The 17195-nt window shown below is 71.7% G+C and carries 15 protein-coding genes; 11 read left to right on the top strand and 4 right to left on the bottom strand.

Annotated elements, in window-relative coordinates:
- The first annotated feature begins 48 nt into the window (after positions 1-48).
- From uvrA to ACO4JP_RS11300, 11 genes are all read left to right on the top strand, one after another.
- Positions 49-2940 (top strand): excinuclease ABC subunit UvrA, encoded by a 2892-nt coding sequence (gene uvrA / locus ACO4JP_RS11350; RefSeq protein ID WP_425953799.1) that lies wholly within the window; start codon positions 49-51, stop codon positions 2938-2940.
- Positions 2941-3005: 65 nt separating this feature from the next.
- Positions 3006-3494 (top strand): OsmC family protein, encoded by a 489-nt coding sequence (locus tag ACO4JP_RS11345; RefSeq protein WP_425953798.1) that lies wholly within the window; start codon positions 3006-3008, stop codon positions 3492-3494.
- A 38-nt stretch (positions 3495-3532) separates the two neighbouring features.
- A complete protein-coding gene (uvrC, locus tag ACO4JP_RS11340; RefSeq protein WP_425953797.1) occupies positions 3533-5530 on the top strand; it encodes an excinuclease ABC subunit UvrC in 1998 nt (665 codons plus the stop codon).
- Complete coding sequence (rapZ, locus tag ACO4JP_RS11335; RefSeq protein ID WP_425953796.1) at positions 5527-6465, top strand: RNase adapter RapZ; 939 nt, start codon at positions 5527-5529, stop codon at positions 6463-6465. The genes uvrC and rapZ overlap by 4 nt, the downstream gene beginning before the upstream one ends.
- Before the next feature lie 3 nt (positions 6466-6468).
- Positions 6469-7431: a gluconeogenesis factor YvcK family protein gene (locus ACO4JP_RS11330; protein ID WP_425953795.1), complete on the top strand. Its 963-nt coding sequence runs from the start codon at positions 6469-6471 to the stop codon at positions 7429-7431.
- A gap of 57 nt (positions 7432-7488) precedes the next feature.
- A complete protein-coding gene (whiA, locus tag ACO4JP_RS11325; RefSeq protein ID WP_425953794.1) occupies positions 7489-8469 on the top strand; it encodes a DNA-binding protein WhiA in 981 nt (326 codons plus the stop codon).
- 282 nt (positions 8470-8751) lie between these two features.
- Complete coding sequence (gap, locus tag ACO4JP_RS11320; RefSeq protein WP_425953793.1) at positions 8752-9756, top strand: type I glyceraldehyde-3-phosphate dehydrogenase; 1005 nt, start codon at positions 8752-8754, stop codon at positions 9754-9756.
- A 110-nt stretch (positions 9757-9866) separates the two neighbouring features.
- The gene (locus ACO4JP_RS11315; RefSeq protein ID WP_425953792.1) at positions 9867-11078 is read left to right on the top strand and encodes a phosphoglycerate kinase; all 1212 of its coding nucleotides are present in this window, start codon (positions 9867-9869) and stop codon (positions 11076-11078) included.
- 15 nt (positions 11079-11093) lie between these two features.
- Positions 11094-11882, top strand: coding sequence for a triose-phosphate isomerase (gene tpiA / locus ACO4JP_RS11310; RefSeq protein WP_425953791.1), 789 nt, complete (start codon positions 11094-11096; stop codon positions 11880-11882).
- Positions 11883-11979: 97 nt separating this feature from the next.
- Entirely contained in the window at positions 11980-12222 is a 243-nt protein-coding gene (gene secG, locus ACO4JP_RS11305; protein ID WP_425953790.1) for a preprotein translocase subunit SecG, read from the top strand.
- A 71-nt stretch (positions 12223-12293) separates the two neighbouring features.
- Positions 12294-12650 carry an RNA polymerase-binding protein RbpA gene (locus tag ACO4JP_RS11300; RefSeq protein WP_425953789.1) on the top strand — a complete coding sequence of 119 codons (357 nt, stop codon included), beginning with the start codon at positions 12294-12296 and terminating at the stop codon, positions 12648-12650.
- A 72-nt stretch (positions 12651-12722) separates the two neighbouring features.
- Here the strand turns inward: ACO4JP_RS11300 and pgl are convergent, their stop codons facing one another.
- From pgl to tal, 4 genes are read right to left on the bottom strand one after another with little or no spacing between them, the layout of a single operon-like run.
- Positions 12723-13472, bottom strand: a complete 750-nt coding sequence (pgl, locus tag ACO4JP_RS11295) for a 6-phosphogluconolactonase (RefSeq protein WP_425953788.1) — start codon at positions 13470-13472, stop codon at positions 12723-12725.
- Entirely contained in the window at positions 13469-14413 is a 945-nt protein-coding gene (gene opcA, locus ACO4JP_RS11290; protein WP_425953787.1) for a glucose-6-phosphate dehydrogenase assembly protein OpcA, read from the bottom strand. The genes pgl and opcA overlap by 4 nt, the downstream gene beginning before the upstream one ends.
- A complete protein-coding gene (gene zwf, locus ACO4JP_RS11285) occupies positions 14413-15954 on the bottom strand; it encodes a glucose-6-phosphate dehydrogenase (protein WP_425953786.1) in 1542 nt (513 codons plus the stop codon). Before zwf ends, opcA begins: the two co-directional genes overlap by 1 nt.
- Entirely contained in the window at positions 15951-17078 is a 1128-nt protein-coding gene (gene tal / locus ACO4JP_RS11280; RefSeq protein ID WP_425953785.1) for a transaldolase, read from the bottom strand. The genes zwf and tal overlap by 4 nt, the downstream gene beginning before the upstream one ends.
- Between the last annotated feature and the right edge of the window lie 117 nt (positions 17079-17195).

Below are 17195 nucleotides of genomic sequence, written 5' to 3'. Positions count from 1 at the left end.
GCGTCGAACATCTGTGCGACTGTCGGTGGTGCGACCTAAGATGCCCGGGTGAGCAACCGCCTCGTCATCTCCGGCGCCCGCGAGCACAACCTCAAGAACGTCGACCTCGACCTTCCGCGCGACCGCCTCATCGTCTTCACAGGCCTGTCCGGCTCGGGCAAGTCGTCTCTCGCGTTCGACACGATCTTCGCCGAGGGCCAGCGTCGGTACGTGGAGTCGCTGTCCGCCTACGCCCGCCAGTTCCTGGGGCAGATGGACAAGCCCGACGTCGACTTCATCGAGGGCCTCAGCCCGGCGGTCTCCATCGACCAGAAGTCCACCAACCGCAACCCGCGGTCGACGGTGGGCACCATCACCGAGGTCTACGACTACCTGCGCCTGCTGTTCGCGCGTGCCGGCACGCAGTACTGCCCGGTCTGCGGCGAGCGGGTGCAGTCGCAGACGCCGCAGCAGATCGTCGACAAGCTGCTCGAGCTGCCCGAGGGCACGCGCTACCAGGTGCTCGCCCCGGTGGTCCGCGGACGCAAGGGCGAGTACGCCGACCTGTTCAAGGAGCTGCAGAGCGAGGGCTTCGCGCGTGCCCGCGTCGACGGCGAGGTGGTGCAGCTGACCAGCCCGCCGCAGCTCGAGAAGAAGCTCAAGCACGACATCGAGGTGGTCATCGACCGCCTGGTCTCGCGCGACGGCGTGCAGCGGCGCCTCACCGACTCCGTGGAGACGGCGCTGCGGCTCGCGGGCGGGCTCATGATGGTCGAGCTCGTGGATGCCGACATCGACGACCTGCACCGCATCCGCAAGTTCTCCGAGAAGCGCGCCTGCCCCAACGACCACCCGCTGGCCCTCGACGAGGTCGAGCCGCGCACCTTCTCCTTCAACGCCCCGTACGGCGCCTGCCCGGAGTGCACGGGTATCGGCTTCCGCCTCGAGGTGGACCCCGAGCTCATCGTGCCCGACGCCGACAAGACGCTCCGTGAGGGCGCCGTCGCGCCGTGGTCGCAGACGTCGTCGGAGTACTTCGACCGGGTGCTCACCGCGCTCGCGGAGGAGCTGAGCTTCTCCATGGACGTGCCCTGGCGCGCGCTGCCCGAGCGCGCCCGCGAGGCGGTCCTGTTCGGCCAGAACCACCAGGTGCACGTGCGCTACAAGAACCGGTGGGGGCGCGAGCGGCAGTACTCGACCGGCTTCGAGGGCGCCGTCACCTTCATCGAGCGCCGGCACCACGAGACGGAGTCGGACTGGTCGAAGGAGAAGTACGAGGCCTACATGCGCCAGGTTCCGTGCCCGGTCTGCCGGGGCGCTCGCCTCAAGCCCGAGGTGCTCGCGGTCAAGGTCGGCGGGAAGTCGATCTGGGACGTGTGCCGCATGTCGATCGAGGGCGCCGCGCGGTTCCTCGGCTCGCTCGAGCTGGGCGTTCGCGAGCGGCAGATCGCGACCGAGGTGCTCAAGGAGATCAACGCTCGCCTGGGCTTCCTGCTCGACGTCGGCCTCGACTACCTGTCGCTCGAGCGCCCGGCCGGGACACTGAGCGGCGGCGAGGCACAGCGCATCCGTCTCGCCACCCAGATCGGCTCCGGCCTCGTCGGGGTGCTCTACGTGCTCGACGAGCCGAGCATCGGCCTCCACCAGCGCGACAACCACCGGCTCATCGAGACGCTGACGCGGCTGCGCGACCTGGGCAACACGCTCATCGTCGTCGAGCACGACGAGGACACGATCCGCACCGCGGACTGGATCGTCGACGTCGGCCCCGGCGCCGGCGAGCATGGCGGGCACATCGTGCACTCGGGCGACTACGCCGGCCTGCTCGAGGCGCCGGACTCGATGACGGGCGCCTACCTGTCCGGGCGGCGGAAGATCGCCGTGCCCGCCGTGCGCCGGCCGATCGACAGGGAGCGGCAGCTCCGAGTCGTCGGAGCCCGTGAGAACAACCTGAGGGACATCGACGTCGACTTCCCGCTCGGCGTGCTCACTGCCGTGACCGGCGTGAGCGGCTCGGGCAAGTCCACGCTGGTCAACTCGATCCTGTACACAGTCATGGCGAACGAGCTCAACGGCGCCCGCCAGGTCCCGGGACGGCACACGCGGGTCACGGGCCTCGAGCACCTCGACAAGGTCGTGCACGTCGACCAGGGCCCGATCGGCCGGACCCCGCGCTCGAACCCCGCGACCTACACGGGCGTGTGGGACCACGTGCGGCGGCTCTTCGCCGAGACGGAGGAGGCGAAGGTCCGCGGCTACGGGCCGGGCCGGTTCTCCTTCAACGTCAAGGGCGGCCGCTGCGAGGCATGCTCCGGCGACGGCACGCTGAAGATCGAGATGAACTTCCTGCCCGACGTCTACGTCCCGTGCGAGGTCTGCCACGGCGCCCGGTACAACCGCGAGACGCTCGAGGTGCACTTCAAGGGCAAGACGGTGGCCGACGTGCTCGACATGCCGATCGAGGAGGCCGCGGAGTTCTTCGCCGCCGTCCCCGCGATCTCACGGCACATGAAGACGCTGGTCGACGTCGGCCTCGGCTACGTGCGCCTCGGCCAGCCGGCGCCCACGCTGTCGGGCGGCGAGGCGCAGCGCGTCAAGCTCGCGAGCGAGCTGCAGCGCCGGTCGACCGGGCGCACGGTGTACGTCCTGGACGAGCCGACCACGGGTCTGCACTTCGAGGACATCCGCAAGCTGCTCGGCGTGCTCCAGTCGCTCGTCGAGAAGGGGAACACGGTCATCGTCATCGAGCACAACCTCGACGTCATCAAGAGCGCCGACTGGGTCGTCGACCTCGGGCCGGAGGGCGGCTCGGGCGGCGGCACCGTCGTGGCCGAGGGCACCCCCGAGCAGGTCGCGCAGGTGGAGGCCAGCCACACGGGCCGGTTCCTCGCCCCGGTCCTCGAGTCCCAGCCGCGGGTCGCGCAGCCGAAGCGCGTGCGGAAGAAGGCCGCCGCGGCGTGAGCGCTCCGGCGTGCTCCCAGCGCCAGCGGGGCGTGGCGGGCGGTGCCACGCCCTAGCGTGGGTGCATGACAGTTCAGCACGACTACACGGTGGCCTTGGCCTGGTCGGACGCTGCTGGAACAGGGTCGTTCGGCGGCTACACACGCGACCACGAGCTGATCGTGCCGTACAAGGACGTGCCGCTCGCCGCTTCCGCACCGCAATGGTTCCGCGGCGACAGGACCCGGTACAACTCGGGTGAGCTGCTCCTCGCAGCGATCGCGTCGAGCCACATGGCCCGGTTCCTCGAGATCGCGTCCCAGGTGGGGCTCGTGGTCGTGAAGTACGCCGACGAGGTCGTCGGCACCGCTCGCCTGGGGTCCCGCGGCGACGGCATGGTCACGCGCGTCACGCTCCGACCGACCCTCACGGTGCAGCCGGGCGTGCACGCGAACGCCCACGAGGTCGCGCGGATGCACGACCGGGCGCAGTCGATGAGCATCATCCGCCGGTCGCTGAACATCCCCGTCGACATCGAGCCGGGAGCACTGACCGTCCTCGGGCAGACGGCCTGACACGTCAGGCTGTCGGCCCCGCGTCATAGGGTGGACGCATGTCCGCTCCCGCCACCTATCGCCCGGCGCCGGGGGAGATCCCGACGTCGCCGGGGGTGTACCGGTTCCGGGACGTGCACGGCCGCGTCATCTACGTCGGCAAGGCCAAGAGCCTGCGTCCGCGGCTGTCGAGCTACTTCCAGGACCTGGCGAACCTTCACCCGCGCACGCAGACGATGGTCACCACCGCCGCGTCGGTCGAGTGGACGGTGGTGGGCACCGAGGTCGAGGCGCTCGCGCTCGAGTACTCCTGGATCAAGCAGTTCGACCCGCGGTTCAACGTCAAGTACCGCGACGACAAGTCGTACCCGTTCCTCGCGGTCACGATGGGTGAGCAGTTCCCGCGCGCCCAGGTGATGCGGGGCGCCAAGCGCCCCGGCACGCGGTACTTCGGCCCGTACGGCCACGCCTGGGCGATCCGCGAGACGCTCGACCTGCTGCTGCGCGTGTTCCCGATCCGCACCTGCTCGGCGGGCGTCTTCAAGCGGGCCGGCCAGACGGGCCGCCCGTGCCTGCTCGGCTACATCGACAAGTGCTCGGCCCCGTGCGTGGGCCGGATCAGCCCGGAGGACCACGAGCAGCTGGCGCAGGACTTCTGCGACTTCATGGCGGGCGACACCCAGCGGTTCGTGCGACGGCTCGAGAAGCGCATGCAGGAGGCGGCGGCCAACCTCGAGTACGAGCAGGCCGCGCGGCTGCGCGACGACGTCCAGGCGCTGCAGCGCGCGCTGGAGAAGAACGCCGTCGTGCTCGGTGACGCGACCGACGCGGACGTCTTCGCGATGGTCGGCGACGAGCTCGAGGCCGCGGTCCAGGTGTTCCACGTGCGCGGCGGGCGCATCCGCGGCCAGCGCGGCTGGGTGGTCGAGAAGGTCGAGGACGTCACGGACGCCGAGCTGGTCGAGCACCTGCTGCAGCAGGTGTACGGCGGCGAGGACGCCGACGGCTCCGGCGTGCCGCGCGAGGTGCTGGTGCCGGTGCTGCCGCCGGACCCGCAGCAGGTCATGGCCTGGCTGACCGGCCTGCGGGGGGCCAAGGTCGACGTGCGGGTGCCGCAGCGGGGCGACAAGCGCGAGCTCGCCGCGACCGTGCGCGCCAACGCCGAGCACGCGCTCGCCCTGCACCGCACCCGCCGCGCGGGGGACCTGACGACGCGCAGCCAGGCCCTGCGCGAGCTGCAGGAGGCGCTCGACCTGGAGAGCGCGCCGCTGCGCATCGAGTGCTACGACATCTCGCACACGCAGGGCACGTACCAGTCGGCGTCGATGGTGGTGTTCGAGGACGGGCTGGCGCGCAAGAGCGAGTACCGCTCGTTCAGCATCCGCGGCCCCGAGGGCGACGGTGCCCGGGACGACACGGCGGCGATGCACGAGGTCATCACCCGGCGCTTCCGGCGGTACCTCGCGGACCGGTCCCGCTCGGGCGAGCTCGAGCTCGAGCCCGACCTGGAGTCGGGCGAGGTCGACGCGGCGGCGGAGGCGGCGGCGCCGGAGCAGAAGCAGCGTTTCGCCTACCCCCCGAACCTCGTCGTGGTCGACGGCGGGCCGCCCCAGGTCGCCGCGGCCAAGCGCGCGCTCGACGAGCTCGGGATCACCGACGTCGCGCTCTGCGGCCTGGCGAAGCGGCTGGAGGAGGTGTGGGTGCCGGGGGAGGAGTACCCCGTCATCCTCGAGCGCTCCTCGGAGGGTCTCTACCTGCTGCAGCGCGTGCGCGACGAGGCTCACCGGTTCGCCATCGCCCAGCACCGCAGGCGCCGGTCGAAGGGCATGACGAGCTCCGTGCTCGACGGCGTCCCGGGTCTGGGCCCCGCGCGGCAGAAGGTGCTGCTCGCCCACTTCGGCTCGGTCAAGCGCCTGCGCGCCGCGAGCGTCGAGGAGATCGCGAGCGTGCGCGGCATGGGCACCGCCACCGCGCAGGCCGTTGTCGCTGCTCTCAACCCGCCGTCGGGCGGCACCGCCGGGGCGGACGGCGAGGCGGCTGGCATGCTGGGCGCATGACCGACGCGACCAGCCCGCCCACGGTTCCCCACGGGATACCCGCGGTCGAGGCCGCGGCACACACGCCTGAGCGGCTGGAGCCCGAGGTGCTCCTCATCACGGGCATGTCGGGTGCGGGGCGCACCCGCGCCGCGAGCGTGCTCGAGGACCTCGACTGGTTCGTGGTGGACAACCTGCCGCCGATGATGATCGTCCCGCTGGTCGACCTGATGACCCGCGCCGGCTCGGCGGTCGAGCAGCTCGCCGTCGTCGTCGACGTGCGCGGCCGGCAGTACTTCGCCGAGCTCGCGAATGCCCTCGAGCACCTCCGCGCGGCAGGTGTGCAGTACCGGATCCTCTACCTCGACGCGTCCGACGCGGAGCTCGTGCGCCGCTTCGAGGCCGTGCGCCGGCCCCACCCCCTCCAGGGCGACGGGCGCATCCTCGACGGCATCGCCGAGGAGCGGCGCGCGCTCGCCGCCATCGCCGAGCGCGCGGACACCGTCATCGACACCAGCACGCTGTCGGTCCACGACCTCGCCCGGGAGGTGCGCGCGGTCGTCGCGGACGGCGCGCCCGAGGTGCTGCGGGTCAACGTCGTCGCCTTCGGCTTCAAGTACGGCCTTCCGCTCGACGCGGACCACGTCGTCGACGTGCGCTTCCTCGCCAACCCGTACTGGATCGGCGAGCTGCGGCACCTCACCGGTCGGGACACCCCGGTGCGCGACTACGTGCTCTCGCGCCCGGGCGCGCGGCTGTTCGTCGACCGCTACGTCGCTGCGCTCGAGCCCGTGCTGTCCGGGTACCTGCAGGAGGAGAAGCGGTACGCGACCATCGCCGTCGGCTGCACGGGCGGCAAGCACCGGTCCGTCGCGATCGCCGAGGAGGTCGCCTCCCGGCTTCGTACCCAGGGGCTCCGCGTCACCGTGACCGCCCGCGACCTGGGCAAGGAGTAGCCCGTGGCTGTGCCCTCCAGCAAGCCTGCCGTCGTCGCGCTCGGCGGCGGCCACGGTCTCTCCGCGAGCCTCCGGGCGCTGCGCCACGTCTCCGACCGGCTCACCGCCGTCGTCACCGTGGCCGACGACGGCGGCTCCTCCGGCCGGCTGCGCGAGGAGCTCGGCGTGCTCCCGCCCGGCGACCTGCGCATGGCGCTCGCCGCGCTGACGGACGACTCCGACTGGGGCCGGACGTGGTCCGCCGTGCTCCAGCACCGGTTCCACACGGACGGGCCGCTCGACCAGCACGCCGTCGGCAACCTGCTCATCACCGCGCTCTGGGAGCTGCTCGGCGACACCGTGACCGGCCTCGACTGGGTGGGGCGCCTGCTCGGTGCACGCGGCCGCGTGCTGCCCATGGCGGCCGTGCCGCTGGTCGTCGAAGCGGACGTGCGCGACGACGACGACGTCCTGCGCACCGTCGTCGGGCAGGTCAACGTCGCCACCGCACACGGGCGGATCGAGCAGCTGCGCCTGCACCCCGAGGACCCGCCGGCGTGCGACGAGGCGGTCACGGCCGTGCGCGAGGCCGACTGGATCGTTCTCGGTCCGGGCTCCTGGTACTCGTCCGTCCTCGTGCACCTGCTGGTGCCCTGCCTGTCCGACGCGCTCCACGAGACGGCGGCGCGGCGCTGCGTCACGCTCAACCTCTCGCCCGACGCCGAGACGTCGGGGCTGACCGCCGTCGACCATCTCGAGGCGCTGCACCGGCACGCGCCGGGGCTGCGGATCGACGTCGTGCTCGCCGACCCGTCCGCGGTGGAGGACGTCGCCGACGCCGAGCGGGCCGCGGCCTCCCTCGGGGCGCGGCTCGTCATGCGGCAGGTCGCGCAGGGCGACGGCACCGCGCAGCACGACGCACTGCGCCTGGCCGCGGCGTACCGGGACGTGTTCGACGGCGTGCTCGGCGACGTCGATCGCCGCTGAGGGGCCGCGACACGCGGGTGCGTTTTCGACGCGACACGCCGTGGCAGGATGACCGGCATGGCGCTCACGGCACAGGTCAAGGAAGAGCTCTCGCGGCTGCGCATCACCCGCACGTCGTGCCGCAAGGCCGAGGTCTCGGCGATGCTGCGGTTCTCGGGCGGGCTGCACATCATCTCGGGCCGCGTGGTGGTCGAGGCCGAGATCGACACGGAGTGGGCGGCCGCGCGCCTGCGTGCGGCGATCACCGAGCTCTACGGGCACCAGAGCGACCTCATCGTGGTGCAGGCCGGCGGCCTGCGGAGGAACAACCGCTACGTCGTCCGCGTGGTCCGTGAGGGCGAGTCGCTCGCTCGTCAGACGGGTCTGCTCGACCAGCGCGGCCGCCCGGTGCGCGGCCTTGCGCCGGAGGTCGTCTCGGCGGGCGTCGCCGAGGCCGAGGCGGTATGGCGTGGTGCCTTCCTGGCGCACGGATCGCTCACCGAGCCGGGCCGGTCGATGGCGCTCGAGGTCACCTGCCCGGGGCCGGAGGCCGCGCTGGCGCTCGTTGGCGCCGCGCGCCGGCTCGGCGTGCAGGCCAAGTCGCGCGAGGTGCGCGGCGTCGACCGCGTCGTCGTGCGCGACGGCGAGGCGATCGGCGAGATGCTGCGGCGCATGGGCGCCTCGGCGACCCTGGACATCTGGGAGGAGCGTCGCGCCCGCCGCGAGATCCGCGGCACTGCGAACCGCCTCGCGAACTTCGACGACGCGAACCTGCGCCGCTCGGCGCGGGCCGCCGTCGCGGCCGGGGCGCGCGTGCAGCGCGCGTTCGAGATCCTCGGCGACGAGGTGCCCGACCACCTGCAGCAGGCCGGCGAGCTGCGCCTCGCCCACAAGCAGGCGTCGCTCGAGGAGCTCGGCCAGCTCGCCGACCCGCCGCTGTCCAAGGACGCGGTCGCCGGGCGCATCCGCCGGCTGCTCTCGACGGCCGACAAGCGGGCGATGGAGCTCGGCATCCCGGACACGGAGGCGGTGCTCAGCCCCGACCTCCTGGACCTGTGACCGCGAGGGCCCCCAAGGGGGCACGCCATGTGTGACGCACGCGACGCCGCGTGGTCGGACCACTCGCGCCACCTGGTGTTCCACGGGCCGCGGGAACCCTCGCCTCGGTATAGGCTCGTCCGCGTCAGGTGACGACGACGTGACCTTCCCCGTGGGGGTTCTGGCCTCGTGCCTGTTCAACGTGGGGGAGTGTCTGCGTCAAGTCGCCAGCGCGCGTGTCGCGCGCTGTTAGGCATCTACATGTGCGTCGGGAGGAACCGGCGCGCCCCTGAGGAGGGCATTGTGACCATCCGCGTCGGGATCAACGGCTTCGGCCGTATCGGACGGAACTTCTACCGCGCCATCGTCGAGTCGGGTGCGGACATCGAGGTCGTGGGCGTCAACGACCTGACCGACAACAAGACTCTGGCCCACCTGCTCAAGTACGACACGGTGCTCGGCCGCTTCTCCAAGTCGGTCGACTTCGACGACCAGAACATCATCGTCGACGGCAAGAAGATCCGCGCCCTCGAGGAGCGCGACCCGGCGAACCTGCCCTGGGCGGAGCTCGGTGCCGACATCGTCATCGAGTCGACCGGCTTCTTCACGGACGCCACCAAGGCCAAGGCCCACATCGACGCTGGTGCCAAGAAGGTCATCATCTCCGCCCCGGCGAAGAACGAGGACGCCACGTTCGTCATGGGCGTGAACAGCGACCAGTACGACCCGGCCGCGCACCACATCATCTCGAACGCGTCGTGCACGACGAACTGCCTCGCCCCGCTGGCGAAGGCCCTCAACGACGCCATCGGCATCGAGCGTGGCCTCATGACCACGATCCACGCCTACACGGGTGACCAGAACCTGCAGGACGGCCCGCACCGCGACCTCCGCCGTGCCCGCGCCGCCGCGCAGAACATCGTCCCGACCTCCACGGGTGCTGCCAAGGCCGTGGCCCTGGTGCTCCCCGAGCTCAAGGGCAAGCTCGACGGCTTCGCCATGCGCGTGCCGACGATCACCGGCTCGGCCACCGACCTGACCTTCACCGCCTCGCGCGAGGTCACGGTCGAGGAGGTCAACGCCGCGGTCCAGGCCGCCGCCGAGGGCCCGCTCAAGGGCGTCCTGTCCTACGTCGAGGACGAGATCGTCTCGTCGGACATCGTGACCGACCCGCACCAGTCGATCTTCGACGCCAAGCTCACCAAGGTGAGCGGCGACCTGGTCAAGGTCGTGTCGTGGTACGACAACGAGTGGGGCTACTCCAACTCGCTCGTCAGCCTGACCGTGCTCGTGGGCGAGAAGCTCTGACCTCGCCTCTCCCCGCGTGAACCCGACGTCCGCGTACGCGCCGCGATCCGCGGTGCGTGCGCGGACGTCTTTCTTGTTCTCGTCCCTCCTGATGTGACACGGAGCCTGAATTGAAGACCATCGACCAGCTCGGGGACCTGCGCGGCAAGCGCGTCCTCGTGCGCTCCGACTTCAACGTGCCGCTGGACGGCACCACCATCACCGACGACGGCCGCATCGTGGCCGCGCTGCCGACGCTCACGAAGCTGCTCGACGCCGGCGCCCGCGTGGTCGTCACGGCGCACCTCGGCCGCCCGAAGCCCGTCGACGGCTTCACGTTCGAGGAGAAGTACTCGCTCGCCCCCGTCACCGCCCGCCTCGGCGAGCTGCTGGGCAAGCCGGTCGCTCTCGCCTCCGACCTGACGGGCGAGTCGGCCCAGGCCACGGTCGCGGGCCTCGGTGACGGCGAGATCGCGCTGCTCGAGAACGTTCGCTTCGACCCGCGCGAGACGTCGAAGGTCGACGCCGACCGCGAGGCGCTCGCTGGTGAGCTCGCCGGTCTGGCCGACGCGTTCGTCTCCGACGGCTTCGGCGTCGTGCACCGCAAGCAGGCCTCGGTATACGACGTCGCGAAGGTGCTCCCGGCTGCCGCCGGCGACCTGGTGCTCAAGGAGGTCGAGTCGCTCTCGCGCGCCACGACCGACCCGCAGCGCCCCTACGCCGTCGTGCTCGGTGGCTCGAAGGTCTCGGACAAGCTCGGTGTGATCGCCAACCTGCTGACCAAGGCCGACCGCCTGCTCATCGGTGGTGGCATGGTCTTCACCTTCCTGGCTGCGAAGGGCCTGCCTGTCGGCAAGTCCCTGCTCGAGGAGGACCAGATCGAGACGGTCAAGGGCTACCTCACCACCGCCGAGGCCAACGGCGTCGAGATCGTGCTGCCGACGGACATCGTCGCCGCCGACTCCTTCGCCGCCGACTCGCCGCACGAGGTCGTCGCTGCCGACGCGATCCCCGCCGACAAGATCGGCCTCGACATCGGCCCCGACTCGGGCGAGCTGTTCGCCGCGAAGCTGGCCGACGCCAAGACCATCGCGTGGAACGGCCCCATGGGCGTGTTCGAGTTCCCGGCGTTCGCCGACGGCACGCGCGCCGTAGCCCAGGGCATCATCGAAGCCACCGCGAACGGCGGCTTCTCGATCGTCGGCGGTGGCGACTCCGCCGCTGCCGTGCGGCGCCTCGGCTTCGACGAGGCCGGCTTCTCGCACATCTCGACCGGTGGTGGCGCGTCCCTCGAGCTCCTCGAGGGCAAGACGCTGCCCGGCATCGCCGTCCTTGCTGACTGAGAGGTCTTGAACGCCATGACTCACCGCACCCCGCTGATGGCGGGCAACTGGAAGATGAACCTGGACCACCAGGAGGCCATCGCCACCGTCCAGAAGCTCGCCTGGACGCTCAAGGACGCCAAGCACGACTACTCGGCCGTCGAGGTCGTGGTCTGCGCGCCGTTCACCGACCTGCGCTCCGTCCAGACCCTGGTCGACGGCGACAAGCTCGAGGTCAAGTACGCCGCCCAGGACGTCTCGAAGCACGAGTCGGGCGCCTACACGGGCGAGATCTCCGCCAGGATGCTCGCGAAGCTCGGCTGCTCGTACGTCGTCATCGGTCACTCGGAGCGTCGTGAGTATCACGGCGAGTCCGACGCCCTGATCAACGACAAGGTCCGCGCCGCGTTCGGCAAGGGTGTCACGCCGATCCTGTGCGTGGGCGAGGGCCTGGACATCCGCAGGGCGGGCGACCAGGTGTCCTACACCCTCGCTCAGCTCGAGGCCGGCCTCGCCGACGTGTCCAAGGAGCAGGCCGCCCAGATCGTCATCGCCTACGAGCCCGTCTGGGCCATCGGCACGGGCGAGGTCGCCACGCCTGAGGACGCGCAGGAGGTCTGCGGCGCGATCCGTAGCCTGCTCGCCGAGCTGTACGACGAGGAGGTCGCTGCGGCGACCCGCGTGCTGTACGGCGGCTCGGTCAAGTCGTCGAACGTCGCCGACATCATGGCGAAGCCCGACGTCGACGGCGCCCTCGTGGGCGGCGCGAGCCTCGACCCCGAGGAGTTCGCGAAGATCGTGCGCTTCCAGTCGCACGTCGGCTGACCGCACCCACCACTCGCCCACGCCGCGCCCCTCGAGGCGTCGGCCCCCGTCTCACGGGGGTTCGCCTCGAGGGGCGCGCGTCACTTAGGCTGGAGCCATGGACGTCCTGCGCATCATCCTCCAGGTCCTGCTGGTGCTGACCAGCGGGTTCCTCACCCTCCTGATCCTCCTGCACAAGGGCAAGGGCGGTGGCCTGTCCGACATGTTCGGTGGCGGCATCACCGCCGGTGCCGGAAGCTCGGGCGTCGCGGAGCGGAACCTCAACCGCATCACCATCTCGTTCGCCATCGTGTGGTTCGTCGTGATCGTCCTTCTGGGACTCATTCAGAAGCTCGCCTGAGAACAGGTACGCTCGGGCATCGTCGCCGGCACCGGCGCGGGCGAATGAGTCGAAGGTGAGGTCGGCGAGACGTGGCTTCTGCTGGTCATGCGATCAGGGGCTCGCGCGTCGGCGCGGGTCCGATGGGCGAGACGGAGCGCGGTGACATCGCTCCCCGCGCCCGAATCTCCTATTGGTGCGCCAACGGGCACGAGACGCAGCCGGCGTTCGCCGTCGCGCTCGACTTCGAGCCTCCGCAGCGCTGGGACTGCACCCGGTGCGGCTTCCCCGCGGGTCTGGACCCGTCGGCCCCGCCGCCGCCCGTGCACAACGAGCCGTACAAGACGCACCTCGCGTACGTGAAGGAGCGCCGCTCCGACGCCGAGGGCGCCGCGCTCCTGGACGAGGCGCTGACGGTGCTCCGCCGCCGCCGCGGCGAGGTCGCGTAACCACCTTTGTGGGTACAGAGAAGGGGGCTTTCCCAACCGGAAAGCCCCCTTTCTGCACCTCAGAAGCGGGTGCTACGGGGCGTCTGACGCCGCCGTGTCCAGCAGCCAGAGGGTGCGGTCCGTGCCCGCCACGCCCGACGCCGGGACCTCGGCCACCGGCTGGCCCGCCAGCGCGGCCGCGGCCTGCTCGGCCTTCTCGGCGCCCGCCGCCACGACCCACACCTCGCGGGCCGCGTTGATCGCGTCGAACGTCAGCGAGACGCGCTCGGCCGGCGGCTTGGGGGAGCCGTGCACCCCGACCGTCGCGCCCGTCGCCCCTAGGGCCTCGTGGCCGGGGAACAGGGACGCCACGTGCCCGTCGGGGCCCATGCCCAGCAGCAGCACGTCGAAGGCCGGTACGGGGGCGCCGTCGTCGGCCTGCGCCGCGAGCTCGGCGGCGTAGGCGGCCGCGGACTCCTCGGGGGAGCCCGCGGTGTCCGGGCCGGCCACGGGGTGGACGTTGGCCTCCGGCAGCCCTGCCGACGTCACGAGGGCGTCGATCATGGCGGCGCGGGCCTGCGTCTCGTTGCGGTCGGCGTCGCCCGTGGGCAAGAACCGCTCGTCGCCCCACCACAGGTGCACGCCCGACCAGTCGACGGCGGCGACCAAGGGGCTCGCCGCCGCAGCGGCCAGCGCCCTGATGCCGACGGTGCCGCCGGTGAGGACGACGTGCACGGGGCGGCGCACCGACTGCACGTCGAGGATGCGGGTGAGCAGCCGCGCGGCGGCGGCCTCGGCCAGCACGTCGACGTCCGGGTGGACGACGACGAGCCGGCTGGTCACGCGGCGTCCCCCTGGGCGGCCTCGGCGTCGACGAGCGGGAGACCCGTGATGAGGGCCTCCTCGTAGACCTCGTCGGGGTCGAGGCGGCGCAGCTCCTCGATGAGGGCCTCGTTGAGCTTCCGGATCGGCAGCGCGATCCGGCGGTCCGGAGCCCCGGCCTGCGAGATCGTCACGGTGCGGCCGTCCGGCCGGTCGAGCACGATGTCGCCGCCCTTGCGCTGCAGCGTCACGCGCGTGATCGCCGTCGCGCCGGGCTTGTGGTCGATCACGGCCGGGGCGCGCAAGCGAGCCCGCAGCCAGCCGGCGAGCAGGTCGAGCGACGTGTGGCCCTTCTCGCCCTCGATGACGACACCGGTGACCGGCTCGAACGGCGGCTGCTCGAGGGCCGCCGCCAGCAGGCCGCGCCACAGGGTGACGCGCGCCCACCCGAGGTCGGTGTCGCCGCTGGCGTAGTGCTCGCCGAGCGACCGGATCATCTCCTCCGGCTCGGCCGACATGACCGAGTCGGTGATGCGGCGGTGGGCCATCCGGCCGATCGGGTGCTCCGACGGCGTCGCAGGCGCCTCGCGCGGCCACCACACGACGATCGGCGCGTCGGGCAGCAGCAGCGGCATCACGACGGCGTCGGGCTCCTCCTGGAGCGGGCCCACCGTGCGCAGGATGACGACCTCGGACGCGCCGGCGTCGCCGCCGACGCGGATCTGCGCGTCGAGCCGCGGCTCGGCGTCGATCGGACCCGCGGACGCGAACACGAGCACGCGGCACGGGTGCTCGCGGCTGGCGTCGTTGGCCGCCTCGACGGCGGTCTCGACGTCGGACTCGTCGGCCATGACGACGAGCGTGAGCACGCGGCCCAGGGCGACGGCACCGCCCTCGTCGCGCAGGCGCACCAGGCGCTTGTCGACGGCGATGGTGGTGGTCTCGGGCATGTCGATGATCATTACGGCCTCCTCCAGGCGCGGCCGTCACGGGCCATCATCGCGTCGGCCGAGGCGGGGCCCCAGGTGCCGGCGGGGTACTGCTCGGGCTTGCCCTGGCGGGCCCAGTACGCCTCGATCGGGTCGAGGATCTTCCAGGAGAGCTCGACCTCCTCGCGCGTGGGGAAGAGCGGCGGGTCGCCCAGCAGCACGTCGAGGATGAGGCGCTCGTACGCCTCGGGCGACGACTCGGTGAACGCGTGGCCGTAACCGAAGTCCATGGTCACGTCGCGCACCTCCATGGCGGTGCCCGGCACCTTGGCGCCGAACCGCAGGGTGACGCCCTCGTCCGGCTGGACCCGGATGACCAGGGCGTTGTTGCCGAGGTCGGAGGTGAGCGAGGACTCGAACGGCAGGTGCGGCGCCTTCTTGAACACGACGGCCACCTCGGTGACGCGGCGGCCCAGGCGCTTGCCCGTGCGCAGGTAGAACGGCACGCCCGCCCAGCGGCGGTTGTCGATGTCGAGGCGGACGGCGGCGTAGGTCTCGGTGGTGGAGCTCGGGTTGAACCCCTCCTCCTCGAGGAAGCCGACGACCTTCTCGCCACCCTGCCACGCGGCCGTGTACTGGCCACGCGCGGTGTGCCGGCCCAGGTCGCGGGGGAGGCGCACCGACGAGAGCGCCTTGATCTTCTCGGCACGCAGCGCGCCCGCCTCGAAGTTCACCGGCTCCTCCATCGCCACGAGCGCCAGGAGCTGGAGCAGGTGGTTCTGGATGACGTCGCGCGCCGCGCCGATGCCGTCGTAGTAGCCCGCGCGGCCGCCGATGCCGATGTCCTCGGCCATCGTGATCTGCACGTGGTCGACGTAGTTGGCGTTCCAGATCGGCTCGAACATCTGGTTGGCGAAGCGCAGCGCCAGCAGGTTCTGGACCGTCTCCTTGCCCAGGTAGTGGTCGATGCGGAACACCGAGTCCTGGTCGAACACCTCGGACACCACGGCGTCGAGCTCGCGCGCGCTGGCCAGGTCGTGGCCGAACGGCTTCTCGATGACGACGCGGCGCCAGGCGCCGGGCTGCGGCGTCGAGAGGCCGTGCTCCTGGAGCTGGCTCACGACCGTCGGGAACGCGCTGGGCGGGATCGACAGGTAGAACGCGTGGTTGCCGCCGGTGCCGCGCTCGGCGTCGAGGGCCTCGACCGTCTTGCGCAGGTTGGCGAACGCGTCGTCGTCGTCGAACGAGCCCTGGACGAACCGGATGCCCTCGGCGAGCTGCCGCCAGGTGGCCTCCCGGAACGGCGTCCGTGCGTGGTCGCGCACGGCGTCGTGGACCACCTTGGCGAAGTCCTCGTCGGCCCACTCGCGGCGGGCGAAGCCCGTCAGGGCGAAGCCCGGGGGCAGCAGCCCGCGGTTGGCGAGGTCGTACACGGCGGGCATGAGCTTCTTGCGCGCCAGGTCACCCGTCACGCCGAAGATCACGAGGCCGCTCGGCCCCGCGATGCGGGGCAGGCGCAGGTCGCGCGGGTCGCGGAGCGGGTTGTGCTCGGCGGAGATCTTGGCCGGTCTCACCGGTCACCGCCCGCCGCGCCGGCAGTGTCCAGGCCCGCCTGCGTCGTCTCGAGCAGCTGCGACCAGCTCACCTCGAACTTCTCCACGCCCTCGTCCTCGAGCTGAGCGGTGACGGCGGCCATGGAGATTCCCTGCTCCTCGACGGCGGCGATCACCGCGGCGGCGTCGTCGGCCGTGCCGGAGACGGTGTCGCCGAGGACGATGCCGTGGTCGGCGAACGCGTCGAGCGTGGCCTCCGGCATGGTGTTCACGACCCCGGCCGCGACGAGCTCGTCGACATACATCGTGTCCCGGTACTCGGGGTTCTTGACGCCCGTCGAGGCCCACAGGGGGCGCTGCGGCTGGGCGCCGGCGGCGGCCAGAGCCTTCCAGCGGTCCGTCGCGACGACGTCCTGGTAGGCCGCGAAGGCGAGGCGCGCGTTGGCGATCGCGGCCTTGCCGCGCAGCGCGAGCGCCTCGTCCGTGCCCACCTTGTCGAGCGCGGTGTCCACCGCGGTGTCGACGCGCGAGACGAAGAACGAGGCGACCGAGCCGATCGGGGCCAGGTCGTGGCCGTTGGCCTTCGCCTGCTCGAGGCCGGCGAGCCACGCGTCCATGACGGCGCGGTAGCGCTCGATCGAGAAGATGAGGGTCACGTTGACCGAGATGCCCTGGGCGAGCGTGCGCGTGATGGCCGGCAGGCCCTCGACAGTCGCGGGGATCTTGATCATGACGTTGGGGCGGTCGACGGTCGCCCACAGGCGCTCGGCCGTGGCGACGGAGGCCTCGGTGTCCCGGGCCAGACGCGGGTCGACCTCGATCGATACGCGGCCGTCGACGGCGTTCGTGGCGTCGAAGGCGGGGCGCAGCACGTCGGCGGCCGCACGGACGTCGTCCGTGGTGATGCGCTCGACGGCGGCCTCGACGTCCGCGCCGGCCAGCTCGGCCAGCGCCGAGTCGTAGGCGTGGCCCTTGCTCAGGGCGGACGCGAAGATCGTGGGGTTGGTGGTGACGCCCACCACGTCCTTCTCGGCGACGAGCTGTGCGAGGTTGCCCGTGGTCAGGCGCTCGCGGGACAGGTCGTCGAGCCAGATGGACACACCGGATTCGGAGAGCCGGTGGATGGGGCCGATGGGAGTTGACATGCGGGTCGGACCTTCCTGTCTGTGATGCCGGTCCCCGTCGTGGCGGCGGCGGCCGGCTGGGTGTGTCCGGGTTGGCGGCGAGGGCCGGCCCCGTGGTGGGCCGGCCCTGCCGTCATG

The sequence above is a fragment of the Xylanimonas sp. McL0601 genome (assembly GCF_049852175.1).
Lineage (GTDB): Bacteria > Actinomycetota > Actinomycetes > Actinomycetales > Cellulomonadaceae > Xylanimonas.
This window is presented reverse-complemented; position numbering and strand designations above follow the sequence as displayed.

Excerpts from the sequence above, each read along its gene's own strand:
- ACO4JP_RS11345 (WP_425953798.1), top strand. The coding sequence starts at position 3,006 with ATGACAGTTCAGCACGACTACACGGTGGCCTTGGCCTGGTCGGACGCT.
- uvrC (WP_425953797.1), top strand. The coding sequence starts at position 3,533 with ATGTCCGCTCCCGCCACCTATCGCCCGGCGCCGGGGGAGATCCCGACG.
- rapZ (WP_425953796.1), top strand. The coding sequence starts at position 5,527 with ATGACCGACGCGACCAGCCCGCCCACGGTTCCCCACGGGATACCCGCG.
- whiA (WP_425953794.1), top strand. The coding sequence starts at position 7,489 with ATGGCGCTCACGGCACAGGTCAAGGAAGAGCTCTCGCGGCTGCGCATC.
- tpiA (WP_425953791.1), top strand. The coding sequence starts at position 11,094 with ATGACTCACCGCACCCCGCTGATGGCGGGCAACTGGAAGATGAACCTG.
- secG (WP_425953790.1), top strand. The coding sequence starts at position 11,980 with ATGGACGTCCTGCGCATCATCCTCCAGGTCCTGCTGGTGCTGACCAGC.
- opcA (WP_425953787.1), bottom strand. The coding sequence starts at position 14,413 with ATGATCATCGACATGCCCGAGACCACCACCATCGCCGTCGACAAGCGC.
- tal (WP_425953785.1), bottom strand. The coding sequence starts at position 17,078 with ATGTCAACTCCCATCGGCCCCATCCACCGGCTCTCCGAATCCGGTGTG.